Raw genomic sequence first — 23,000 nt, 5'->3', positions numbered from 1 at the left:
CGACGGTTCTCACCCGCGGCTAGTCCCCGGGAACTGGATCGTCGCCAGAACAATCGCTGCGCAATTTGTCACATAGCATCGTCAGTTGCTGCAGCTCGGCCTCGCTGAGGGCCTCGCCGATGCGCCCTGCGATGGAGTCCATATGGTCAACGGCGACCCGTCGAAACAGGGCGAGACCGGCATCCGTGAGTTCGATGATGGCACCGCGACCGTCTGTTGGATCGGTGTGCTTGTGCAGGTACCCGCGGAAGACGAGGCGATCGACGAGCCGGCTCACGCTCGGCTGGGTCAACAGCACATGTTGGTTGAGTTCGCGCAAGCGGATACGCCGGTCCGGCTGCCGAGACAGATTGAACATCACGTCGTACTCGTTGAGGGAAATTTCCTTCGAGGGAAAATTCGCCGCCAGACTGCGCATGATGGCGACCTGGGCCCGAAACAGGGATTCCCATGCGCTGACCGCGACCGTTCGATCCACCACCTGCGGCTCCTCGCCTTGTTCTCTCCGTTGTCCTCCAAGGATAGAGACTCTGGGCGTTCGGCGGGCACCGTGTGCGGCCGTGGAGCGGTATCCGCTCAGTGGGGGAACAGTCAGGTGCTTGGCATGAAACTCGCAGGTGATTTTCTCCACGAAAGGTGGCGCCCGTTACCTATTCGTTATATATTTTAGGTGCGTCAACCGTTTGCTGTGGCGGACGACGTGGAATGTGATTGCAGGACACTCTTGGTGCAAGGGAAGAGGGTCAGTCGTAGCCTCTGCGACTGGCCCTCAGTCACGTTAACGTCGCCGAGTAGTCAGCGACCGACCGGCGAGACGGCCTAGAACAGGTCGGGGCTCGGGGTGGTCGACTGACGAATGGCGACATCGGCGTGGCGGTCGAAACGGTAGCCGACGCCGCGCACCGTGCGAACGATGTCTTCATAGCGGCCGAGCTTGGAGCGCAGGCGACGAACGTGTACGTCGATGGTGCGCTCATTCGGCGCGTCATCCTCGTCGGCGGAGTTCCACAGCGATGAAATGATCTCAGCGCGGTCGATGGTGCGGCCTTCGCGCAGCACGAGATATTGCAGCAGCTCGAACTCTTTGTAGGTCAGGGAGGCAGTCTCATTGTCGAGAATGACGCGCTTACGGGAGATGTCCACCACGACGCCGCTGCGTGCACGGTCCAGCTCCTCCGGTTCGGCGCGGTGCGCAGCCAAAGCAGCCGGGTCCTGTAGGGCCAGGCGCACGACATCAACGTCGCGTCCGCCGGCACCCTCCGGAGCCAGTGCAACGGCGGCGTAGGTTTCAGACGAGGGTACGATGTCGGCGGCGAGGGCCTTGAGCGCCTCAACGATGCGGTTCAGGCTCGTGCCGGCTGCGGCCGCCTTGGCCTCATCAATGCCGACATAGAGAACGAAGCCGCGAGCTTCGGTACCGGTCGGCACGGCGCGAATGCGCGGAGCGGCAACCGGCGGCGCCAGGGTCAAATCGGGGCGGTTGAAAGGTGTGGGGCGCGTGGCGTGGATGTGTGCGAGAGACATGAAAGGTCCTTGACTGTTCGATCGATAGGAGCCTGACGGATGCGCGAAAGCGCAATTTCCGAACGGAGGTTCCTCTGTGGCCCGCAGGCCGGGGGCGAATGCTGCAAACCAGCATTCGGGGCGTCGGCCCGACGATTCAGAAGTCGGTCAGGCAGGGACGCGAAGGAAGGTTTCGGTTAGCGACACATTCGGCAACAGCGGCTGGCGGGGATGCCGGCCATCATCATGGCGGCAGTCCCGGGGGCCTCGGGGGAGGTCAGGGGGCGTGCGCTGGTTGTCATGAATATGAGTAAAGCGGAATGTGACGCCGTGTGTCAATTTGATGTCGCGGGAAGTCTCCGCATGACGTGCACCACGTTCGCGGGGTCGCGTCCATTTAGGCGATTCGTTGCACCATCACAGCATTGTGAAATTTTCCAAGGTAAAACGTCGATAAATCAAAGATTATTGATGTAAAGCCGGCCTGGCGTGTTGCTGGTCGCAGGACCTGCATGCGTCCACCGGATCTCGTCAATCAGTTCGTCAGACCAGTCCGTACAGACGGTCGCCGGCGTCGCCGAGGCCGGGCACGATATAGCCCTGCTCGTCCAGCTTCTCGTCAACGGCGCCCAGCACGATGGTCACTTCTCGGCCCGCAAGGGCTTTCTCGACGGCGGCGAGGCCTTCCGGCGCAGCGAGGATGCAGATCGCTGTCACGTCGACTGCGCCACGGTCGAACAGAAAGTTGATGGCGGCAATGAGCGACCCGCCGGTGGCGAGCATCGGATCGAGCACAAAGCACTGCCGATCCGACAGGTCATCGGGAAGACGCTCGGCATAGGTCGTGGGCTGCAGCGTTTCTTCGTTGCGCGCCATGCCGAGAAAGCCAACCTCGGCGGTCGGCAGCAGCTTCACCATGCCCTCGAGCATCCCGAGCCCGGCCCGCAGAATAGGCACCACGAGCGGCTTCGGCTCGCTGATGCGCACACCCTGGGCGGCCGACACGGGGGTCTGCACGGTGACAGCCTCCACGCGGACACCGCGCGTGCCCTCGTAGGCGAGCAACGTCATGATCTCCTCGACCAGCGATCTAAACAGCGGTGACGGCGTGTGCCTATCGCGAAGCACGGTGAGCTTGTGCGTGATGAGCGGGTGGTCGGCAACATGGACTCGCATAGGCTCAACTCTACTATTGGCATTCCCACGGCTAGAGGTGACAGATGCGCGCACGAGATCAGCACACTGAGTGGATGCTGCTCGCCCTGGCCGAGGCGCGCGCGGCCCTCGCCTCCGACGACGTTCCGGTCGGCGCCGTCATCGTCGATGCTGCCGGCTACGTGATCGGCCGGGGCCGGAACGAGCGTGAATTACACCAAGACCCGACGCTCCACGCGGAAGTCGTGGCCATCCGGCAGGCCGCCGCGCACTCCGGGGACTGGCACCTGACCGGATGCACCCTGATCGTCACCCTCGAACCCTGCGTGATGTGCGCCGGCGCGATTCTCGCCGCGCGGGTACCAACGGTCGTGTTCGGCGCCTGGGACGAGAAGGCGGGAGCGGCCGGATCGGTCTATGACGTACTGCGCGACCGTCGGCTCAACCATCGGGTCGAGGTCTTTGCCGACGTCAATGCGCACGCGTGCAGCGAGATCCTGCGGGAGTTTTTCAACAATCCCGCCCGCCGAGCCAGCCGCTGAGGTCTATTCCCGCCCCTTGATCACGAAGGTGTCGGTCGGGGGATCAGCCAGGTTCGGGTCGAAGAAGATATCGGGCTCGAGGTAGATCGTTCGAGCGAGCGGTACTGCGGCGCGAATGCGAGTTTCGACGGCATTGATGTCCGTGGCAACATCGGCAAAGCGGTGCTCACCGTCGAAGGCGAGCTTGGCGCCGACCAGAATCTCATCCGGGCCGAGGTAGAGCGTCTTAAGGTGAATGATGCGTTTGGTCTCGGGGCCGTCCAGAATGGCGGTTTTGATGGCATCGAGGTCTTTCTTGCTCGCGCCCTCACCGACGAGCAGGCTCTTGGTTTCGATGCCGAGAATGATCGCGACGAGCACCAGAAGCACACCGATTGCGAGCGTACCGACGGCGTCCCAGATCGGCTCATCCGTGATGACGGCCAGGCCGACGCCCACGAAGGCGAAGGTAAGGCCGGTGAGGGCCGCCACGTCTTCGAGCAGCACGACCGGCAGCTCGGGGGCCTTCGCATGTCGGATGAACTGTACCCAGGTCTGGTTTCCTCGCACATGGTTGGACTCTTTGATCGCGGTACGCAGGGAAAAACTTTCGAGCACCATCGCTATGGTGAGCACCAGAATCGGCAGCCAAACGTTTTCGAGCGGATGTGGGTGCTGCAGCTTGTCGAAGCCCTCATAGAGCGAGAACACCCCGCCGATCGAGAACAGAATGATCGAGACCACGAAGGCGTAGACGTAGCGTTCGCGCCCATAGCCGAACGGATGCTCCAGGTCGGCCCGCTTCTTCGCCTTACGACCCCCCAGCAGCAGGAGCAGCTGATTGCCGGCATCCGCGACCGAGTGCACCGCCTCGGCAAGCATCGAGGACGAGCCGGAAAATGCCCAGGCTACGAACTTGGTCACTGCGATGCCCAGATTAGCCGCGAATGCCGCCACGATTGCCTTGTTTCCGCCCGATGCGCTCATGAAAGCATCTTAGAACCGTGTGCCAGCGCACGTCCCAGGCTGTGGGGAGTTGGCCATTCAGGGCGGTCCGATGGCGGAAAAAGTAGACTGGTCGGATGACTTCTCCTCAGAATGTGACTCTGCCCACGATCGCCTTCCTCGGCGCCGGATCGATGGCCCGCGCCATTCTGGCCGGCCTGCTCAAGCCGGGCGTGACCGTGGACGGCGGCATTCGTGTGACCAACCGCACAGCGGTGAAGGCGGCAGAGCTGGCCGATACCGAGGGCGTCACCGCCTACGCGACCGAGGTTGACGCTGACGCCAACCTCAAGGCGATCGATGGCGCCCAAATCGTCATTATCGCCGTCAAGCCGTACATGGTGGCCGATCTGCTCGGTGAAATCGGAGCCTCCCTCTCGCCGGGCACGCTGGTCCTGAGCGTCGCGGCCGGCGTCACGATCGACACCTTCGAGTCGCTGCTGCCCGAGTCTGTGCACGTTGTTCGCACCATGCCGAACACCCCAGCCGTCGTCGGCATGGCCGTCACCGGTATCAGTGCCGGCACCCGGTCGAGCGAGGCCGACCTGGCGCTCACCAGCGCTCTATTTGCGACCGTCGGCGACGTGCTGGTCGTGCCCGAGAGCAAACTCGACGCCCTCAGCACCATCTCCGGCTCCGGCCCGGCCTACGTGTTCTACCTGATCGAACAGCTCACCGAAACGGCCTGCAGCAAGGGCTTCACCCGCGAAGAAGCGGCCATCATGGTCAACGGCACCTTCCTCGGCGCGAGCGCTCTCCTCGCCGTGTCGGACAAATCGCCGAGCGAGCTGCGGCGCCAGGTGACGAGCCCGGCCGGCACGACGGAGCGCGCCATCTGGGAGCTGGAGAAGGGCGGGCTGAAAGAGCTCTTCGATACCGCAACGGACGCAGCCCTCGCGCGCGCCCGGGAACTGGCCGCTTCGTAAGTGGCCCGACAGCCCTGCGCACGTTGCAGCCCTGCGTACGTTACAGCCCTGCGCGCGTTACGGCTTGCGGACGTTACAGCCCTGCGCTCATCAGAGCCCCTCGGCGATGGCGGCCGTCGCCTGCAGCCACGCGGCACGGGTGCGCGGCGCCAGGGCGTCGACGTTGAGCGGGCCGCCACCAACCAGTGAGGCGTCGTAGGGAACATCGACGACCGTGCGGGTGAGCTGGCGAAAGTGGTCGTGCAGACGCTTAGACAGCTGCTCGTCGGCGGTCTTCGAGGGCGACGCGAGCACGGTGACCGCTTGGGCGACCTTGTCGGCGTGACCCTTCTGCCGCAGGCCGTCGATCAGTGAGGCCGCACCATAGCCGGTGTCTTCGCGAATGGTCGACACGATCACCAGCTGGTCGGCGGCATCGACCGCCGCTTCCCAGTTACTGGCCCGCATGTTGTTGCCGGTGTCGATGACGAGAACCCGGTAAAAGCGGCTCAGCGACGCGTGAAGCTTGCGAAAGGCGTCATCGTCGATGCTCGCTGCGCCCGCCGGATCGAGGTCAGAGGCGAGCGCGTCGAACTGCGCATCACCCTGCGATCGCACATAGTTGTCGAGGTCACCCACCCGGGAGCGCGTGTCGCCGAACCGGTCGAGGTCGCGCAGTAGGTCGACCGCCGTGTTGGTGTGCCGGGCGGCCTGAGCGCGCACGCCGAGCGTGCCCATGGTCTCGTTGTTGTCCCAAGCGAGGGTGTAGCCACCGCGATAGATGCCGAACGTGGCCGCGATGAGCAGCGTCGCCGTCGTCTTGTGCGCTCCGCCCTTGGGATTGAGTACCACGATCGTTCGCGGGCCGTTCAGGCTGCGCTGTACGGCCGCGACGGCCGTACGGTGCTGACGCTCGGTCGAACTCGGCGTGGGCGAGACCAGGCCGCCGGTCAGGCGGCGGAGGGCGCCCTGCCAGCCCCGCTCGGCCGGTCCGGCGGGCGCCGGCGGCCGCGAGTTGAGAAAGTCGGCCAGGTTCGGTGCAACCGGTGACAGAGCGGGTGATGCGGCCGCCGCATCCGTCGTGGGTGCCAACAGCGACTCGAACAGCGCGCTCTTCGGTGCCGCGACGGGCGGCTGCACGAGCGTGGCGAACGGTGTCGGTGTCTCGAACGGGGTCACCAGCGGAAGGGGCATGGTGCTCGCCCGCTTCGGGTGACTGGCAACGACAACCGGCCCGGCCGACTCGACACGCCCATTGGGGTGCACGGTCAGTGGCCAATCGCCCTGTTCGTCGCTGACCTGAAGCAGTAAGGATTGTCCGCGGCTGCGGGCGGTCTCGACCACGAGGCCGATGATCTCTTCGCGAACGCCGGCTTCATCGGTGCCGGTGACACGCCGCCGGAAACCATCGATGGTCACCTCGCCCGTGGTGTCGGTCTGGACTGCGGCGACAATGTCAGCCGGGGTGTTTGCGAGAGCGGGCACGTCGGATGACATGGGAGAGCCTTTCCGTCCACGGACACATTGTCAGCTCGCAGCCTCAGGTGGGATGCGGCGAGAAAGGTCCCTAGTAGGAGGATAGCTGGTCGACTCCCCCAAATTGGGGGAGCGCCATGATCCGAGCGCTGGGAAGCGTTCAATATCGGCCTCGGCGCCCGACACGATGACGAGGTGATGGTTTTACACGACAGTCACCGGGGTCGCGTAGGTGAACGGCTTGCCGGGGCTTGCCGGGGCTTACCGAAGGGCGACTGATCGGTGGCCATGTCGACCGTGGCCAGGCCGGTGCCGCAGATGACCGAGACGGCCGTGAACACAGGGTCGGGTAGCGGCTCAGTGTTCGATCACTGCGACGCTCACAAGCTTGACGTGGTACTCCCGAACGGCAATGACTACCCTGAGGTTATGGCAGACATCTTTACCGTGGTGGCGGACTCGGCGCGACGGGACATCTTGCGCATCCTCTTGGAGTGCGCTGTTCCACCCGGAGACAGTCGCAGTCCCTCCGGAGAGAGTCGCGGTCCCTCCGCGGAGGTTCGCGGCGAGCTGAGTGTGTCAGACATTGTCGTGCGTCTCGGCCTGAGCCAGCCCACCGTCTCAAAACACCTCAAGGTGCTGCGCGAAGCCGGTCTGGTTACCGTGCGTGAAAACGGACAACACCGCTTCTACCGACTCGAGTTCTCCCCGCTCGAAGAGATCGAGGACTGGTTGATTCCGTTCCTCAGCGTCGACTTCGACCAAACCGTCAAAAACGCCGATCTCGAGGCCGATGCCGGCCTGAAAGACGAACAGCGCGCCTTCGCTTCGGCCATAGGCAAGGCCTTCGCCGATGCCTCGCAAATGTCGCATGTCGTCAAAGACGCCACCGCAAAAAAGTGGCGAAGAAACGGCTGAGACGACCGTGTTCGCACCCTCACAAACCGTCCAATTCGGGTGCTGAGTAGTTGGATCCGGTTTTGTCCGATAGAATGGTGTTTTCGTGTCAGTCGCGGGCCCCGCGACTAAACCAATACTTGTGAGGTCCGTGTGGGTTCTGTAATTAAGAAGCGACGCAAGCGTATGGCGAAGAAGAAGCACCGCAAGCTGCTTCGCAAGACTCGCCACCAGCGTCGTAATAAGAAGTAGAGCGACAAAGAAGCACAACTTCTTCTCGTCGTCGAGCAAAGCGCTAGCCCTTCGGGACTGGCGCTTTTTGCTGTATCGCGACCGGTGTGCCGCGCCGTCGGCGTAGGCTGGAACCATGCCTACCGCTCTCGTGACCCTGATCGGCAAGCCCGGTTGCCACCTCTGCGACGACGCACGTGACTTGGTCAGCAGCGTGGTCGCCAAGCTCGCCGACGACGCGGCGGCACCCACGATCACGTTCGAGGAACGTTCCATCCTCGATGACGCCGACCTGCACGAGCTGTACCTCGAGGACATTCCGGTGCTCCTCATCAACGGCAAAGTGCACAACTACTGGCGTATCGATCCTGTGCGCCTGCGCACCGCCCTACTGGAGGTTTCATGACCATCCGTCACATCGTCTGCTGGAAGCTCAACGCCCTCACCCCGCGCAAGAAAGCCGACGACGCGGCCGGAATCGTGGCGGGCCTGGAATCCCTGATGGGTGTCGTGCCCGAGATCCGTGCGTTGACGGTGGGACCGGATGTCGCCGGTAATGAGAACTGGGACGTCGCGCTGATCGCCGATTTCGACGACCTCGAATCCCTTGACCGCTACCAGAGGCACCCCGAGCACAAAAAGGTCGGCGCGTTCATTCGCACCGTCGTCGCCGATCGACTGGCCGTCGACCTCGAGGTCTAACCCGCCCGGCGCCTCTCCCAGTAGAGGGGAGCGCGCGTTGGTTCTCGGCATCGCCGTCGACGCAGACGGCCATGGCCGTCCCCGTGCCCAGAACCGAAACCGACTGAGCTACGGCTCGAGGCGGGTCGGGCCGCGGAACAGGTAGGTGACCTCGCGAATCGACGCCTGGTGCAGCATGAGCATCAAGACCCGGGCCAGGCCCATGCCGAAACCGCCGTGCGAAGGAACTCCGTAGCGGAAGAAGTCGAGGTAGCCCTCAATTTCCTTCGGGTCGAGGCCCTTCTCAATGGCCTGAGCTTCGAGCACCTCGATGCGGTGCTCGCGCTGGGCGCCGGTGGAGATCTCGGTGCCGTTGAAGATGAGGTCGTAGCTCTTGGTGATCGACGCGTCGCCCTCGTGACGCATGTGATAGAACGGGCGGATGCTCGAGGCGTAGTCGGTGAGGAAGACGAACTCGTGCCCGTACTTCTCGGCCACGTACGCGGCGATCTGGCGTTCGCCCTCCGGGTCCATGTCGTCGTCGTCGCGGGGAACCTCATAGCCGCGGCTCTTGACGATCTCCTTGGCCTCGGCCAGGGGAATGCGCGGGAACGGAGTGCTCGGAACGGTCACCTCAACGTCGAACAGGGCCTTGACCTCGTCTCCGTGCTTTTTCTGTACGGCGGTGAACCCGGCGACCATGAGGTCTTCGTGCAGCGCCATGACGTCGTCGTGGCTGTCGATCCAGCTGATCTCACTGTCGACGCTGGTGAACTCGGTGGCGTGCCGACTCGTGAACGAGGGGTCGGCTCGGAACGCCGGGCCCACCTCGAAGATCTTGCCGAAGCCAGCCGACTGGGCCATCTGCTTGAAGAATTGCGGGCTCTGCGCAAGGTACGCCTTGGTGTCGAAATAGCCCACCTCGAACAGCTCTGCGCGCGACTCGCTCGCACTCGCCATGAGCTTGGGGGTGTGCAATTCGATGAAGTCGTGCTCGATCCAGTAGGTGCGCAGCGCGTGCTCGAACGTGGTCTGGATGCGGAAGATGAGGTTCTGCCTGGGGTTGCGCAGGTCGAGGAAGCGCCAGTCCATGCGCTTGTCGAGGCTCGAGTCGGCCGCGATCGGCGTCTCGGGGATGGCGGCGGATACCACGGTGAGGGAGGTGAGCTTGATCTCGATGCCGCCGAGCTTCACCCGTTCGTCGTGCTTGAGCTGACCGGTCACGGTGACGAAGGTGCCCTGGGCGAGACCGGAGATGCTGGTGGCCGGCTCATCGGCGACGACGACGCCATCGGCATCCGTTGTGCGGGGATTGACCAGCTGAACGGCACCGGATTCGTCGCGCAGAACGACGAATTGCACCTTTTTCTGGTCTCGAACGGTATCGACCCAGCCGGACACCGATACGGGGCCGTCGTCGAGAGCGGACAGGTTCTTGATCAATACGCGCGAAGTCACGATCCGAGTTTAGCCGGAGCCGCCAGCGGGGCGCTCTCACGGCGGTTTCTAGGTTGGGTCTTCCGTAGAATAAGTAGGTGGTAGCCAGTCAAGTGCATCTCGTGCGTCACGGTGAGGTTTTCAACCCCGAACGCGTGCTCTACGGACGGCTGCCGAACTATCGACTTTCCGAACGAGGCGTGGTCATGGCTGCTGCCGCCGCCACCGAACTGGTCGAGCGCGGCCGCCCGGTCACGCGTGTCATCGCGTCGCCGCTGCAACGTGCGCAGGAATCAGCCGGCCCGATCGCTGCAGCCTTCGCGTTGTCCATCGACACCGATGAACGCATCATCGAACCGACCAACGCCTTCGAAGGCAAGCGGATGCGCGGTCCCGACGGCGCACTGCGCGACCCCCGCAACTGGCCGGCCCTGATCAACCCCTTGAAGCCGAGCTGGGGCGAACCGTTCCGCGCCATTTCCGCACGCATGCTCGCGGCGATTGACGACGCCTGGAACTCGGTCGATGAGGGTGACGTCGTGTTGGTCAGCCACCAGCTGCCGATTTGGATGGTGCACCGCTCCCTCGCCCACGAACAGCTCGCGCACGACCCGCGCAAACGCCGCTGCGACCTGTCGAGCATCACCACCCTCTCCTGGCACGGCGACCACTTTGCCGAAACCGGCTACGCCAGCCCGGCACTAGCCCTTCTCGACCCGAGCAACGATGTGGGTGCCGTATGAATGGCCGCCGCGTGAACCGCCGCCGCCGCCTCGCCCCGCTGCTGGCCGGGCTGGCCGCCGGTGCGCTGTTGCTCTCGGGCTGCTCCGCCGACCCGCTCGCGGATCAGTACCGGGAAGGCTCAAACAAGGGTTTCATCGCCGGCGACGGCAGCGTCACCGAGATCGCCCTCGCCGACCGCGGTGAGGCTATCGAGTTCTCGGGCGTGACAGAGACGGGCGAGCCGGTCACGAGCGCCGACACGCAAGGCGAAGTCCTGGTCGTCAATTTCTGGTACGCGAGCTGCGCACCGTGCCGCGCCGAGGCAGCCGACCTGCAGGGCCTCAACGCGCAGTTTGAAAACAAGGGCGCGAGTTTTCTCGGTGTCAATGTGCGTGACCAGGCCCCCAACGCCATCGCATTCAACGAGACCTACAGCGTGACCTACCCCTCCGTACTCGACGTCGATACCGGAGCCATGCAGCTCGCCTTCAGCGGCAGCATCCCGCCGAACGCGGTGCCCACGACCCTCGTGCTCGACGCCGAGGGCAGGGTTGCTGCGCGCATTCTGGGCCAGGTCACGTCGCCGTCCATTCTGGAAACCCTGATTCGGGACACCATCGCGGAGAGTGGCACGACCGAGTGAACAATCCGTTCGGAGAGATCGTCTTCAGTGGTCAGCTACTCTTCGCCATTCCCATCGCGCTCCTCGCCGGACTGGTGTCGTTCGCGTCCCCGTGCATTCTGCCGCTTGTTCCCGGCTACCTCGCCTACATCGGTGGATTCACCGACGGACGCACCGGCGCTGCTAAGCGGGACCGTCGCGGTCGCAACCGGCTCCTGGCCGGGGTCGGGCTGTTCGTGCTCGGCTTCACCGTGGTGTTCGTGCTCACCGGTGTCGTCTTTGGCGCGGCCGGATTCTGGCTCAACTCGTACCGAGACCTGATCACGCGCATCGCCGGCGTCGTGGTCATCCTGCTGGGCCTGGTCTTCATCGGCCAGTTCGGTGCGATGCAACGCACGATCAAGACCAACTGGCGCCCCAAGATGGGCCTGGCCGGGGCCCCCCTGCTCGGGGCGGTGTTCGCCGTCGGTTGGACGCCGTGCACCGGGCCCACCCTCACCGCCATCAACTCGCTCAGTCTCGGCACCGGTTCGCCCTGGCAGGGCGGACTGCTTGCCCTGTTCTACTCCCTCGGCCTCGGCATTCCGTTCCTGTTGATCGCACTGGGGTTCAACTGGGCCACCGGATCGGTCGCATTCCTCAAACGGCATATTCGTGCTATCAACCTGTTCGGCGGCGTTCTGCTCGTCGTCATCGGAGTACTCATGGTGAGTGGCATCTGGAACACCTGGCTCCTCGATTTGCAAGGAGTGATTGGCAGCTTTGTCCCGGCCATCTGACCACTACGATTCCCGCCCGCAGGCGCCGCAGGCCGGTGTCGTGCAGCCCAAGCTCGGCCTGACCGGCTGGCTGCGCTGGTTCTGGCGTCAGCTCACGAGCATGCGCACCGCCCTCTTTCTGCTGCTCATGCTCGCCATCGCGTCCATTCCGGGCTCGCTCGTGCCGCAACGCACGAGCGATCCGAACGGGGTCACCCAGTACTTCACCGACAACCCCGACCTGGCGCCGATTCTCGACAAACTGCAGGCCTTCGACGTCTACACCTCGGCCTGGTTCTCGTCGATCTATCTGCTGCTGTTCATCTCGCTCATCGGCTGCGTCATTCCGCGCACCAAACACCACTTCCAGGCCCTGCGTGCCAAACCGCCGACCACGCCGGCCCGCCTTGGACGCCTGTCCGGTTTCACCACGCAAGACGCGCCGGCGCACACGGATGCCCGCGACGCCATCACGCACGCCCGCACCGTCCTGAAATCCAGCGGCTACCGCGTCGCTCGCTTTGATTCCGATACCGAGTCATCCGTTTCGGCCGAGCGCGGCTACCTGCGGGAGACCGGCAACCTCGTCTTTCACGCTGCGCTCGTGGGCATTCTGGTGACCGTCGGATTTGGTGGCGGCTATGGCTTCAGCGGCCAGCGAGTGCTCGTCGAAGGGCAGACCTTCGTGAACACGCTGCTCGCCTACGACTCCTTCAACCCGGGACGGTTCTTCGACGACAGCACGCTCGACCCGTACACGCTGAGCCTTGATGACTTCTCGGTCTCCTACGAACAACGGAATCTGCAGGCCTACGGCCAGCCGATCGACTTCACCGCCGACGTGACCGTCACGCCCAAGGGTGAGGCGGCTGAGCCCAGCGCCGTCAAGGTCAACGGACCGCTACGCACCAACGGCACGAGCATCTACCTGCTTGGAAACGGGTACGCACCGACCATTCAGGTGACGGCCCCCGACGGTACCGTCGTCTTTTCAGACTCGGTGCCATTCTTGCCGCAGGACGCCAACCTCACCTCGCTCGGCATCGTGAAAGTACCCGACGGACTGGCCGAACAGCTCGGCATGATCGGCTTCTTCTATCCCACCCAGGACAAAGCGGCCTCCGGCGCGAACTTCTCCAGCTACCCCGACCTCGAATACCCGCTGCTCACCCTGAACGTGTACACCGGTGACCTCGGTCTCAATGCCGGCGTGCCGACATCCGTTTATGCCCTCGACACCGACACCCTGACGCAGCAGACCGGCGGCAAGACCGATGTTGCCTCAATCGAGCTCAAGCCGGGAGAATCGGCCGCGCTGCCCGGTGACCTCGGCACCGTCAGCTTCGTCGACAACAATCCGACCGCATCGGCGGCCGGCGATTTCACCCAGTCGGTTCCGCGCTTCGCAAGCTTTGACATCCACCACGACCCGACGCAGATCTGGTTGATCTCCTTCTCCCTGCTCGTCTTGTTCGGCCTGTTCACCGGGCTGCTCGTGCCACGTCGTCGAGTGTGGGTGAAGGCAACAACCCGAATCGACGGAACCGTGCACCTCGAATACGCAGGCCTGGCCCGCGGCGACGACCCGGCACTCGAAGCCGCCGTCACGACTGTGGCTGACCGTCACCTCAAACTGTTGAAAACCCACCAACCCGTCGTCGCGCACCCCGAATCGATTTAGGCTTACATCGTGAATCTGACTGACTCCGCACTGCTCAACTCATACTCGCTCTACGCGCTGTACTCGGCGATGGCCGTCTACGCCCTCGCCTTCATCGCCTTCGCGGTCGACCTCGCCCGTCGTTCCAGCGCCGTCGGCGCGATCGAAGCGGCCGAACTGATCGAAACGGACGCTGCCTCCCCGGCCGGGTTTACCGCATCCGCCGGCAGTACCGTCACCCTGAAGCGACCCGTGCTGTCCCGCATCAGCGCCCGCATGGACAACGACGCAGCGCTACCGTATGGCCGTTCGTCGAGCCTGCGCGTGGGAGTCGCACTCACCGTCCTGGCCTGGGCGCTGCACCTCGCGGCGACCATCATGCGCGGCTTCGCGGCCGACCGGGTGCCGTGGGCGAACATGTACGAATTCGCCATGACCGGCACCCTGCTCATCATGACGGTGTTCCTGATCGTGCTGGTGCGTTCCGACCTGCGGTTCCTCGGCACCTTCGTCACCGGCCTCGTACTCGTACTGCTCGGGGTGGCTGCCCTGCAGTTCTACGTGGAGGTTGCCCCGCTTCCGCCGGCGCTGCAGTCAGCCTGGCTGGTCATCCACGTCTTCGTGGCGTCACTGGCCACCGGAATGTTCGCGCTCGGCTTCGCGCTCTCGGCGGTACAGTTGTTGCAGTTCCGGCGGGAAAACAGTGCGCTCGAGGCGGCCGCCGCGCCCCGCTCGGCCGTGGCATCCGCTCTGCGTCTGCGCTTTCTGGCCACGCTGCCGTCGTCGGCGACATTGGAGAACCTGTCGTACCGCATCAACATCATCGGCTTCATCCTGTGGACCTTCACCCTCATGGCCGGCTCGATCTGGGCCGAACAGGCCTGGGGTCGCTACTGGGGTTGGGACACCAAAGAGGTGTGGACCTTCATCATCTGGGTCATTTATGCCGGCTACATCCACGCCCGCGCTACCCGCGGCTGGCGCGGATCACGCTCGGCTTGGCTCTCGATCATCGGTTTTTCCGCGGTGATGTTCAACTTCGGCATCGTCAACGTGTTCTTCAAGGGCCTGCACGCTTACTCGGGTCTGTAACCCGGTAATCGCGGCTACTCGGCGGCGACGAGCGCGTGCGTACGCGCGAGACGAGCGAGCCACCAGTCGCGACGTTCGGGGCTGGCCGCGTGCTGGTCGAGCAGGGCCGTATCCGGCACGACCCGGCGTACCGGAATAGCACCGTCGACCGGCAGCAGCGGCGCGCCCGTGACATCCTCGGCGAGCAGCGAGGCGGTGCCGAGGCCGCAGTCGAAGTACAGTCCGGGAACGGATGCCGCCAGGTGCGCCCCCATGGACAGCCCGATCGACGTGTCGAGCGCGCTGGAGACCACAACCGGCAGCCCGGTCTGGCCGATGATCGACAACGCCGCGCGAATGCCACCGAGCGGCTGAGCCTTGATCACCAGAATGTCGGCGGCACCGGCGCGGGCAACGGCGAGCGGGTCTCCGCTCTTGCGCACACTCTCGTCGGCGGCGATCGGCACGCTCAGGTAGGTTGTGCGGTGGCGAATCTCGGCGAGTTCCGGCACGGTCATGCAGGGCTGTTCGACGTACTCGAGATCGAAAGCGCTCAGGGCATGAATGGCGTGTTCCGCTTCGTCAACGTTCCAGAGGCCATTCGCATCGATTCGGATGCGCCCTTCCGGGCCAAGCAGACGGCGCACCTCAGCGACTCGGGCGACGTCGTCGGCCAGCGTCTGGTTGCCGCCGGCTACCTTCACCTTGGCGGTGCGGCAGCCGGGGAAGCGCGCAAGCACCTCCCTCACCTTCTCCGCGGGCACGGCGGGCACGGTTGCGTTGACCGGAATGCTCGTGCGGAGTACGTGCGGCGTGCTCTGCCAGCCAAAGTCGATCGCGGCCCGCAGCCAGTTTGCGGCTTCGGCATCGTCGTACTCGGCGAAGGGCGAGAACTCGGTCCAGCCTTCTGGACCTTCCAGCAGCAGCGCTTCTCGGCTGTCCAACCCGCGAAACCGGTCGAACAGCTTCAGGGAGACGACGTGCGCGGATCCGACTAACTCATCCAGTGAGGGCATCATGGTCCCAGTGTGTCAGCCTCCGGCTGGGTAGACGGCCAGAACGATGCCCCTCATCGTGCGCGTGGAGCTCGTCGCGATCGCGGTCGACACCGTTCGGATTGACGACGACCATGAGTACGGCCAGGCCGGACACGGGCAGCTTTGCATCGTGACTTGGGGCCAACTGGTCAGTCGCGCAGGTAGTGCTCCAGCCGCGGCACGTGCAGCAAGGCCAGCGCTCGCTTCTCTATTTGCCGTACGCGCTCTCGGGTCACGCCTTCGATGTGTGCGATCTGGTCGAGGGTGCGGGGTTCGTTGCCGTCGAGGCCGAACCGTGCTCGCAAAATAGAGCGTTCCCGAGGTGGCAGGGTGTCAAGAAAAAAACGGATGTCCGCGGCCCGCAGCGTCAGCGTGGCGTGTTCGTCGGGCTGGGGAAGGTCATCGTCGATGATGAGTTCCGCCATGTCGCCGGCGCCATCACCAACCGGAGTATGCAGCGAAATCGGCTCGTTGTCGTATTGCAGCAGCCGCAGAACGTCCCGCACGGGAAGCTGGGCGGCTTCGCCGATTTCGCGCGCCGTCGGATCGCGGTCGAGCACACTGGTCAGATCGCGCCGGATACGCTTGATTTTGTTGAGCTTTTCGGCGGTGTGCACCGGAATGCGAATCATGCGCGACTTATCGGCCATGCCGCGATGGATAGCTTGCCGAATCCACCAGGTGGCGTAGGTGGAGAATTTGTAGCCGGTCATGAAGTCGTACTTCTCGACGGCGCGAACGAGTCCCATATTGCCGTCCTGCACGAGGTCCATGATGGGCACCCCCCGACCGGAGTAGTGCTTGGCGATGCTCACCACCAGGCGCAGGTTGGCCTCGATGAACTGGTTCTTGGCCCGGCGCCCGTCATGCATGAGCCAGGCCAGCTCGCGCCCGTCGGCCGAATCGCGCGCGCTGGCACCATCCTCACGCAGGAGCCGCGCCTCAGCGAAGAGCCCCACCTCGATGCGGCGAGCCAGATCCACCTCCTGCTCGGCATTGAGCAGGGTCCCCTTGCCAATGCGGCGCAGGTAGTCACCGAAGGCATCCGTGGACGCGGCGCTGTAGGTGCTCGGTGGCGCGGTGCGGCGAGCTGCTGCCGTTGCGGTGCGGTGCGGCTGAGTAGTGGTCGTCATGACTGCCTGCCCCCGAAATGACTGCTGATGCTGTTTGTGACGTTCATGGCCACCTCCCCGTACTTTCCAAGTCAAAGGTTCACCCCCGAAGGGAGTGGATGACAAGGGGTTGACTTTGTCGTTTGACACAGCGTAGCTGAGGTTATTTCGACATTTCAACCCCTGACATCACGAGTTTGCGAGACCGAAAAGCGGTCGCTCGCTCCGCGTAGGCTGACACCATGAGCGAACAGGTATCCGAAATCTTCGATGCGAGCCAGTGGAAGGCCGTTGCGGGTTTTGAAGACCTCGCCGATCTCACCTATCACCACGACGTGAGTGGCCGAATCGCCCGCATCGCGTTCGACCGGCCCGAGGTGCGCAATGCCTTTCGGCCCCGCACGGTCGACGAATTGTTCTCCGCCCTCGAAGACGCACGCACCAATTCGAAGATCGGTGTGGTTCTGCTCACCGGCAACGGCCCGAGCGCCAAAGACGGAGGCTGGGCGTTCTGCTCCGGAGGCGACCAGCGCATTCGTGGCCGTGACGGCTACAAATACGCCGACGGTGAGACGGCGTCGGGTATCGACCGGGGGCGCGGCGGACGGCTGCACATTCTGGAAGTGCAGCGACTCATCCGTTTCATGCCGAAGGTCGTCATCGCCGTCATTCCTGGCTGGGCTGCCGGTGGCGGACACTCGCTGCACGTCGTCTGCGACCTGAGCATCGCCAGCGCCGAGCACGGCAAGTTCAAACAGACGGATGCCGACGTCGGCTCGTTCGACGCGGGCTACGGCAGCGCCTACTTCGCCCGCCAGGTCGGCCAGAAAGCCGCCAGGGAGGTGTTCTTTCTGGCACGGGAGTATTCGGCAGAGCGCGCCCTCGAGATGGGTGCAATCAACGCGGTGGTGCCGCACGCCGAGCTCGAGGCGGTCGCGTTGGACTGGGCGCGCGAGATTCTGACCAAGTCGCCCACCGCCATTCGCATGCTGAAATTCGCCTTCAACGCCGTCGACGACGGATTGGTCGGCCAGCAGGTGTTCGCCGGCGAGGCGACTCGCCTGGCCTATGGCACCGACGAGGCCGTCGAGGGCCGCGACTCCTTCCTGGAGAAACGCGAACCCGACTGGTCACCGTACCCCTGGCAGTACTGAGATGAACGGCGATTCGTGAGGCCGTTGCGGGCGCTCAAGCCGGAGCATCCCCTCGACTTTCTTCCCGTGCTGCGGGATGCGCTCGCCGGCAGCGGGCCGGCCGTGCTGCCGGTGCCCGATGGCGTCGCAGCAGCTGACGCGCCGGCACGCCTCGGTGACGTGCCGCAGCGGATCGCCGTTGTGATCGAAACCTCCGGGTCGACCGGTGCACCCAAGCGTGTCATGCTCACCACCAACGCCCTGCTGGCAAGCGCCGCGGCCTCCGCCGTCGCCCTCGGTGGGGCCGGACAGTGGTTGCTCGCCCTGCCAGTGCACTACATCGCCGGGGTGCAGGTGCTCGTGCGTTCCATTGCCGCCGAAACCACCCCCGTCGCGCTGCCGCCGGGACATTTCGACCCGCAGAATTTTCGGCGGCTGGCCGAGACCATGACTGAGCCGCTGCGCTATACCGCGCTGGTCCCGGTGCAGCTGGCCCGTGTGCTCGACGCAGCGGATGACCCGGCGCTGTTGGCCGTGCTGCGTCGCTTCACCGCCATTTTGGTCGGCGGGCAGGCAATCCGTCCCGACCTCATTGCGCGGGCAGCCGAACTGGACGTGCGGGTAGTGCGCACGTACGGGTCGTCGGAGACGGCGGGCGGATGCGTCTACAACGGTGTTCCGATCGGTGACACTCTCGTTCGCGTCGTCGACGGCCAACTCGAGCTGTCGGGTTCCGTGCTCGCCGAGGGTTACCTCGACGATGTCGCGCGCACCACCGACCGCTTCCTGGTGGAACACGGTGTGCGCTGGTATCGCACCGGGGACTTCGGTGAGTTCGACCCGGTGAGCGCGCGGGTCACGGTGTTGGGCCGCGCCGACAACGTGATCATCTCGGGCGGGGAGAAGGTGTCACTCGATGCCGTCGAAGGCATCGTGCGCCTGTCTGCTGGGTTCGAGCAGGCCGTCGTGGTCGGTGGCGCAGACGAGGAGTGGGGGCAGGTGCCGGTGGTGGTGGTTGCCGGGGAACACGGGGTGGAGGCGGACCTGCTGGCATCCGTTGCGGCGATGCTCGGGCGCGCGGCCAGGCCTGCGCGCATCGTGCGGGTCGCGGAGTTGCCGGTGCTGGCCTCGGGTAAGCCGGACCGGCGCGCACTCGCCGCGCTGCTTTCAAATTCGAACACGGCAGGCCAGTAGCATGGGGGCGTGGCACAAGGAGCTCGGCCGTCAAGGCCCAAACAACAACGATTGAACCCCGCAGCGAAGCTGGCTGGGACTGATGCCGGTGCGAAGGCCAGCGGCAAATCGGGTCATCCGGCCTTCAAGAACGGACCGCCCCGCAAAGGACCGGCCAAGATCAAGCCGGCCACGGCCGCAGACTGGGTGTCGGGCGCACGCCTTCGGACTCTGCCCCTCGCGATCGCTCCCGTGCTGCTGGGCACCGGCGCCGCCATCGTCGCGAGCGGCCCCGGTGTCTACCACCCGGTACGCGCCCTGCTCGCGCTCGCCGCGGCACTGTTCCTGCAGGTCGGTGTCAACTACGCCAATGACTACTCCGATGGCATCCGAGGCACCGACGCCTTTCGTGTTGGGCCGGCCCGGCTCACCGGCGGCGGCGTTGCCAACCCGCGCACGGTGCTGCGCGTCGCCCTCGTCTTCTTCGGTCTCGCCACCGTGGCCGGTCTGACGCTCGTCATTCTGACCCAGTACTGGTGGCTGCTGCTCGTCGGCGTTCTGGCCCTGGCCGCAGCCTGGTTCTACACCGGCGGCAAGAAGCCCTACGGCTATCTCGGCCTCGGCGAAGTGTTTGTGTTCGTCTTCTTCGGTCTCGTAGCGACCGCCGGCACGACCTACGTTCAAGTGGGCGAATTCACGACCGAGAGCGTGCTCGGCGGCGTGGCCATCGGACTGATCTCCTGCGCCGTGCTCATGGTCAACAATTTGCGCGACATCGTGCCGGATAAGGCCGCCGGTAAGCGCACCCTCGCTGTGCGCATCGGCAGCACGGCGTCTCGGGTCGTCTTCTGCGTCTTCCTGCTGCTGCCGTTCGTGATCGCCGGTGCGTTCAGCCTGGTCTATCCGCTGGCAATCTTCACGTTCTTCGTGCTGCTGCTGGCCCTGCCGGCCTGCCTCATCACGATCACGGCGACCTCGGCGAAGGAACTCATCCTCGCCCTCAAACTGACGAGCCTCGCGGCTCTGGCCTACGGGCTGCTACTGGGAATCGCTTTTGCGTTCTGAGCTGGTCTCGTCCGCTGAGCTGCTCTGTTCAACCGCGCTGGGCCTGTCAACAGCGCTCTGCCTGTCAACAGCGCTCTGTTTGTCAACAGCATCAAGTGCCGTATCCTCGATCTCGGAATCCGGGTTTATCGGCTCCTTGTCGGGGTGACGCGCCTTGTAGAGATCGCGGGCAACACTCTCGCGGGACTTGCCCAGCAAGAGATACGACAAGCACAGCCCGAGCAGGGCAGCGATCACTGCGGCTGCCCACGGCCAGAATCCCAGGGAAAGCAAAATCGCCAGCGGGATGGCAAACATCAGCACGCGCAACACGGAGTAGTACAGCCAGGGGGCCACGAATTTCATGCATCTAGCTTAGAATGCCGTGGCTGAGGATCCGCACATGTCTCTCACGGTCAAGCGACCTACAATATGCATATGCCCAAGCTCTTGATCGGACTAGGACTGGCTCTTGTCATCCTCACCGTCTACTCCGTCGTGGACTGTGCCGTGTTCGACCGCAAACGCATTCGCGGGTTGCCGCGCTGGGTCTGGATTTTTGTCATCGTGCTGGTGCCACTGATCGGCCCGTTACTATGGTTGCTCGTCGGCCATGGCCGTGCTACCCCCACTACCCGGTCGTTTCGATCGGTCGCCCCCGACGACGACCTCGACTTCTTGCGCGGTCTTGGTGGCGGCAGTGTCAAGACCGACAGTGGCGAGAACCGGCCGTTCAACGCGAAAGATCAACAAGAACGCATCCGTCGCATGGAGCAGGACCTCGCGGACCTGGATAAGAATGATCCGACACCGGACGCCGGCGGTACTACCGGCACCGCCGGCGTCGACCCAAAGAAGGATCCGGGCGAGGGCGAGCAGCCTGGCCGTCGGGATGCCTGAGCCGGTTTCCAGCACCAGCCCGGCGACCAATTTCAGCATCTCCCTTCTCAACGAATTCGTCGAGCTCGGTGTGCGTGACCTGGTGCTCTGCCCTGGAGCACGCTCGCAGGCCCTCGCTCTGGCGGCGGCTGAGCTGGAACGGGCCGGCAGTATCCGCCTGCACGTGCGCACCGACGAACGAAGCGCCGGTTTTCTCAGCGTTGGCCTCGCCCTCGAAACCGGTTTGCCGGCGCTCGTCGTGGTGACTTCGGGAACCGCCGTGGCAAACCTGCACCCGGCCGTTCTTGAAGCGCACCACGCCGGGGTGCCCATGATTTTGTTGACGGCCGACCGTCCGAGTGAACTTCGTGGCATTCGCTCGAATCAGACCACCGTACAGTCTGGCCTGTTCGGTGTGGCCACCCGGCTGTGCCTCGACGTTCCGGCGCCGGTCGGCGAACCCGACGAGGCCGGAATCGCCGCGGCGCTGGCCGGGCAGGCGATGAACGCCGCAACCGGCGTTTTCACCACCGCTCCCGGCCCGGCGCAACTCAACCTGGCATTTCGCGAGCCCCTGTCGGCTGCGCTACCTTCGGATTTGTCATTTTCGACACCCAATTGCGGCGTCGTCCCCACGCCTGCACCCGGCGCGTCAGCTGACGGGCCAGCCATGCTGCTCGCGCCGGGACCGCTCACGGTCGTCGTAGCCGGTGACGGTGCCGGGCCCGCAGCCGAAGCGCTGGCCTACGCGGGAGGCTGGCCGCTGCTGGCCGAAGTGTCCAGCGGCGCCCGGTTCGGCCCGAACCTGATCGTGCACTACCGCGAACTGCTTGGTGCCGAAGATCTCGGCGGCCAGGTAGAACGGGTGATCGTGTTCGGCCACCCCACCCTGAGCCGTGAGATTCCGGCCCTCATCGCCCGAGACGGTGTCGAGACCATCATTGTCGCCCCGACCGGACTCGAATGGTACAACCCGGGCCGCTCCGCACGCGGTTTTACCCGATCGGTCGAAGCGGATGCGGCAGCTATTTCGGCAGCGCGCGCCCCGGCCGGTCGAGGGTGGCTGAACCGTTGGGTGATGACCAGCCGCACTCTCGCCGAAGCGGTGGCCGACGAAGGTCGGGCGCCGATCGACAAGCGCGGCATCACCCGCGCCGAGCTGGCCGTGCTGCGCGCGCCGCTGACCCGGGCACTGCTCGTCGACGCTGTGTGGCGGGCGTCATGGCCGCACGACCGCCTCGTGCTCGGCGCCTCCCGGCTCATTCGTGAGGCCGATAAACGCGTGCCCGGTAAGAAGATCACCGTGCTGGCCAACCGCGGGCTGGCCGGCATCGACGGCACTATCGCCACCGCGGTCGGTGTGGCCCTGGCTAGTCAGGCCGAACCCGAGCCGCGTTCGGTGGGTGTCACCCGGGTTCTGATGGGTGACCTCACCTTTCTGCATGACGTCGGTTCGCTGCTGCTCGCTCCCGGTGAGCCACAACCCCGGGTGCAGGTCATCGTCGGGGTCGACGGTGGTGGCAGTATCTTCGACGGCCTCGAAGTAGCGGCGACGGCTCCGGCCGACGCGCTGGAGCGGGTGCTTTACACCCCGCGCAGCGTCGATCTCCAGGCGCTCGCCGCCGCCTATGGCTGGGACTACAGCCTGGCCGCCACCCGCAGTGACCTCGAACGGGCACTCACCGGCGCACCAAGCCGTCCCATGATTCTCGAGGTTCCGCTCGTTCGGTAGCTGAGCCGAGGCGATCTTCTGCAGCGCCATTCGCACAGACTCACCCCACGGAGCCTAGGTGCGCCAGGGGCGGTTCAGGCCGGCTGGTGCTGGTGCTGGTGCTGGTGCTGGTGCTGGTGCTGGTGTTGGTGTTGGCGCGGTGGGTGCGGGCTGGTCGCCAGGTTTGGGTGGGGTCCCAGATGAGTGGTCCTTGTATCTGGGGTCTTCCTCGGACCATGCGGATTTTCCATCCGGCGGTGTCGATG

General features: G+C 64.7%; 26 protein-coding genes. 16 read left to right on the top strand and 10 right to left on the bottom strand.

All coding sequences use genetic code 11. The annotated features are described in order from the left end of the window. Window positions 1-19: 19 nt before the first annotated feature. The 3 genes from E3T50_RS06195 to upp all read right to left on the bottom strand — a co-directional run bounded on the left by E3T50_RS06195 (window position 20) and on the right by upp (window position 2,679). Window positions 20-418 (bottom strand): MarR family winged helix-turn-helix transcriptional regulator, encoded by a 399-nt coding sequence (locus E3T50_RS06195; protein WP_134462286.1) that lies wholly within the window; start codon window positions 416-418, stop codon window positions 20-22. Between the two features lie 401 nt (window positions 419-819). After that, a complete protein-coding gene (locus E3T50_RS06190) occupies window positions 820-1,524 on the bottom strand; it encodes a winged helix-turn-helix domain-containing protein (protein WP_134551073.1) in 705 nt (234 codons plus the stop codon). Window positions 1,525-2,046: 522 nt separating this feature from the next. After that, window positions 2,047-2,679, bottom strand: coding sequence for a uracil phosphoribosyltransferase (upp, locus tag E3T50_RS06185; protein WP_134462078.1), 633 nt, complete (start codon window positions 2,677-2,679; stop codon window positions 2,047-2,049). 44 nt (window positions 2,680-2,723) lie between these two features. Between upp and tadA the strand changes: the two genes are divergently transcribed. Continuing rightward, a complete protein-coding gene (gene tadA / locus E3T50_RS06180; RefSeq protein ID WP_206751314.1) occupies window positions 2,724-3,200 on the top strand; it encodes a tRNA adenosine(34) deaminase TadA in 477 nt (158 codons plus the stop codon). 3 nt (window positions 3,201-3,203) lie between these two features. Here tadA and E3T50_RS06175 read toward each other — a convergent pair whose 3' ends face one another. Further along, window positions 3,204-4,166 (bottom strand): cation diffusion facilitator family transporter, encoded by a 963-nt coding sequence (locus E3T50_RS06175; protein WP_134551072.1) that lies wholly within the window; start codon window positions 4,164-4,166, stop codon window positions 3,204-3,206. A 95-nt stretch (window positions 4,167-4,261) separates the two neighbouring features. Between E3T50_RS06175 and proC the strand changes: the two genes are divergently transcribed. Further along, complete coding sequence (gene proC, locus E3T50_RS06170; protein WP_134551071.1) at window positions 4,262-5,110, top strand: pyrroline-5-carboxylate reductase; 849 nt, start codon at window positions 4,262-4,264, stop codon at window positions 5,108-5,110. A gap of 90 nt (window positions 5,111-5,200) precedes the next feature. On the opposite strand, the gene E3T50_RS06165 is transcribed toward proC, so the two are convergent. Beyond that, entirely contained in the window at window positions 5,201-6,586 is a 1,386-nt protein-coding gene (locus E3T50_RS06165; protein ID WP_134551070.1) for a MinD/ParA family ATP-binding protein, read from the bottom strand. 408 nt (window positions 6,587-6,994) lie between these two features. Between E3T50_RS06165 and E3T50_RS06160 the strand changes: the two genes are divergently transcribed. The 4 genes from E3T50_RS06160 (at window position 6,995) to E3T50_RS06145 (ending at window position 8,395) form a co-directional block, all read left to right on the top strand. Beyond that, window positions 6,995-7,483, top strand: coding sequence for an ArsR/SmtB family transcription factor (locus E3T50_RS06160; RefSeq protein ID WP_134551069.1), 489 nt, complete (start codon window positions 6,995-6,997; stop codon window positions 7,481-7,483). A 132-nt stretch (window positions 7,484-7,615) separates the two neighbouring features. Beyond that, window positions 7,616-7,714, top strand: coding sequence for a 30S ribosomal protein bS22 (locus E3T50_RS06155; protein WP_003792170.1), 99 nt, complete (start codon window positions 7,616-7,618; stop codon window positions 7,712-7,714). Between the two features lie 115 nt (window positions 7,715-7,829). Beyond that, window positions 7,830-8,099 (top strand): glutaredoxin family protein, encoded by a 270-nt coding sequence (locus E3T50_RS06150; RefSeq protein WP_134462064.1) that lies wholly within the window; start codon window positions 7,830-7,832, stop codon window positions 8,097-8,099. Beyond that, window positions 8,096-8,395, top strand: coding sequence for a Dabb family protein (locus E3T50_RS06145; protein ID WP_134462061.1), 300 nt, complete (start codon window positions 8,096-8,098; stop codon window positions 8,393-8,395). The genes E3T50_RS06150 and E3T50_RS06145 overlap by 4 nt, the downstream gene beginning before the upstream one ends. Before the next feature lie 108 nt (window positions 8,396-8,503). On the opposite strand, the gene aspS is transcribed toward E3T50_RS06145, so the two are convergent. Then, on the bottom strand, window positions 8,504-9,817 hold the full coding sequence (aspS, locus tag E3T50_RS06140; protein WP_134551095.1) for an aspartate--tRNA(Asn) ligase: 1,314 nt from the start codon (window positions 9,815-9,817) through the stop codon (window positions 8,504-8,506). A 92-nt stretch (window positions 9,818-9,909) separates the two neighbouring features. On the opposite strand from aspS, the gene E3T50_RS06135 reads away from it, so the two are divergent. From E3T50_RS06135 to ccsB, 5 genes are all read left to right on the top strand, one after another. Then, window positions 9,910-10,554, top strand: coding sequence for a histidine phosphatase family protein (locus E3T50_RS06135; RefSeq protein WP_134551068.1), 645 nt, complete (start codon window positions 9,910-9,912; stop codon window positions 10,552-10,554). After that, on the top strand, window positions 10,551-11,177 hold the full coding sequence (locus tag E3T50_RS06130; RefSeq protein ID WP_134551067.1) for a TlpA family protein disulfide reductase: 627 nt from the start codon (window positions 10,551-10,553) through the stop codon (window positions 11,175-11,177). Before E3T50_RS06135 ends, E3T50_RS06130 begins: the two co-directional genes overlap by 4 nt. Further along, entirely contained in the window at window positions 11,174-11,935 is a 762-nt protein-coding gene (locus tag E3T50_RS06125; protein ID WP_134551066.1) for a cytochrome c biogenesis CcdA family protein, read from the top strand. The genes E3T50_RS06130 and E3T50_RS06125 overlap by 4 nt, the downstream gene beginning before the upstream one ends. Continuing rightward, window positions 11,919-13,595: a cytochrome c biogenesis protein ResB gene (gene resB / locus E3T50_RS06120; protein WP_134551065.1), complete on the top strand. Its 1,677-nt coding sequence runs from the start codon at window positions 11,919-11,921 to the stop codon at window positions 13,593-13,595. The genes E3T50_RS06125 and resB overlap by 17 nt, the downstream gene beginning before the upstream one ends. A 69-nt stretch (window positions 13,596-13,664) precedes the next feature. Beyond that, on the top strand, window positions 13,665-14,666 hold the full coding sequence (gene ccsB, locus E3T50_RS06115; RefSeq protein WP_134551094.1) for a c-type cytochrome biogenesis protein CcsB: 1,002 nt from the start codon (window positions 13,665-13,667) through the stop codon (window positions 14,664-14,666). A 14-nt stretch (window positions 14,667-14,680) separates the two neighbouring features. Here ccsB and E3T50_RS06110 read toward each other — a convergent pair whose 3' ends face one another. Then, on the bottom strand, window positions 14,681-15,664 hold the full coding sequence (locus tag E3T50_RS06110; RefSeq protein WP_134551064.1) for an o-succinylbenzoate synthase: 984 nt from the start codon (window positions 15,662-15,664) through the stop codon (window positions 14,681-14,683). A 167-nt stretch (window positions 15,665-15,831) separates the two neighbouring features. Next, window positions 15,832-16,815, bottom strand: coding sequence for a sigma-70 family RNA polymerase sigma factor (locus E3T50_RS06105; protein ID WP_134462043.1), 984 nt, complete (start codon window positions 16,813-16,815; stop codon window positions 15,832-15,834). A 221-nt stretch (window positions 16,816-17,036) separates the two neighbouring features. On the opposite strand from E3T50_RS06105, the gene E3T50_RS06100 reads away from it, so the two are divergent. From E3T50_RS06100 to E3T50_RS06090, 3 genes are read left to right on the top strand one after another with little or no spacing between them, the layout of a single operon-like run. Further along, on the top strand, window positions 17,037-17,948 hold the full coding sequence (locus E3T50_RS06100; RefSeq protein ID WP_134551063.1) for a 1,4-dihydroxy-2-naphthoyl-CoA synthase: 912 nt from the start codon (window positions 17,037-17,039) through the stop codon (window positions 17,946-17,948). Window positions 17,949-17,963: 15 nt separating this feature from the next. Further along, entirely contained in the window at window positions 17,964-19,121 is a 1,158-nt protein-coding gene (locus tag E3T50_RS06095) for an AMP-binding protein (protein ID WP_241990791.1), read from the top strand. A gap of 51 nt (window positions 19,122-19,172) precedes the next feature. Next, window positions 19,173-20,165: a 1,4-dihydroxy-2-naphthoate polyprenyltransferase gene (locus E3T50_RS06090; RefSeq protein ID WP_420898720.1), complete on the top strand. Its 993-nt coding sequence runs from the start codon at window positions 19,173-19,175 to the stop codon at window positions 20,163-20,165. Here E3T50_RS06090 and E3T50_RS06085 read toward each other — a convergent pair. Further along, window positions 20,139-20,510: a DUF4229 domain-containing protein gene (locus tag E3T50_RS06085; protein ID WP_134551062.1), complete on the bottom strand. Its 372-nt coding sequence runs from the start codon at window positions 20,508-20,510 to the stop codon at window positions 20,139-20,141. The two genes, E3T50_RS06090 and E3T50_RS06085, sit on opposite strands and share 27 nt — an antisense overlap. A 72-nt stretch (window positions 20,511-20,582) precedes the next feature. On the opposite strand from E3T50_RS06085, the gene E3T50_RS06080 reads away from it, so the two are divergent. Then, entirely contained in the window at window positions 20,583-21,044 is a 462-nt protein-coding gene (locus tag E3T50_RS06080; protein WP_134462034.1) for a PLD nuclease N-terminal domain-containing protein, read from the top strand. After that, window positions 21,037-22,755 (top strand): 2-succinyl-5-enolpyruvyl-6-hydroxy-3-cyclohexene-1-carboxylic-acid synthase, encoded by a 1,719-nt coding sequence (menD, locus tag E3T50_RS06075; protein ID WP_134551061.1) that lies wholly within the window; start codon window positions 21,037-21,039, stop codon window positions 22,753-22,755. The genes E3T50_RS06080 and menD overlap by 8 nt, the downstream gene beginning before the upstream one ends. Before the next feature lie 40 nt (window positions 22,756-22,795). Here menD and E3T50_RS16470 read toward each other — a convergent pair. Further along, a partial coding sequence (locus E3T50_RS16470; RefSeq protein ID WP_206751313.1) for a hypothetical protein occupies window positions 22,796-23,000 on the bottom strand: 205 nt, incomplete at its 5' end.

Origin of the sequence: Cryobacterium gelidum, assembly GCF_004403985.1 — a bacterium.
GTDB classification, from domain to species: Bacteria; Actinomycetota; Actinomycetes; order Actinomycetales; family Microbacteriaceae; genus Cryobacterium; species Cryobacterium gelidum.
Note: the sequence above shows the minus strand (reverse complement) of the source record. Positions and strands in the feature narration are given on the sequence as shown.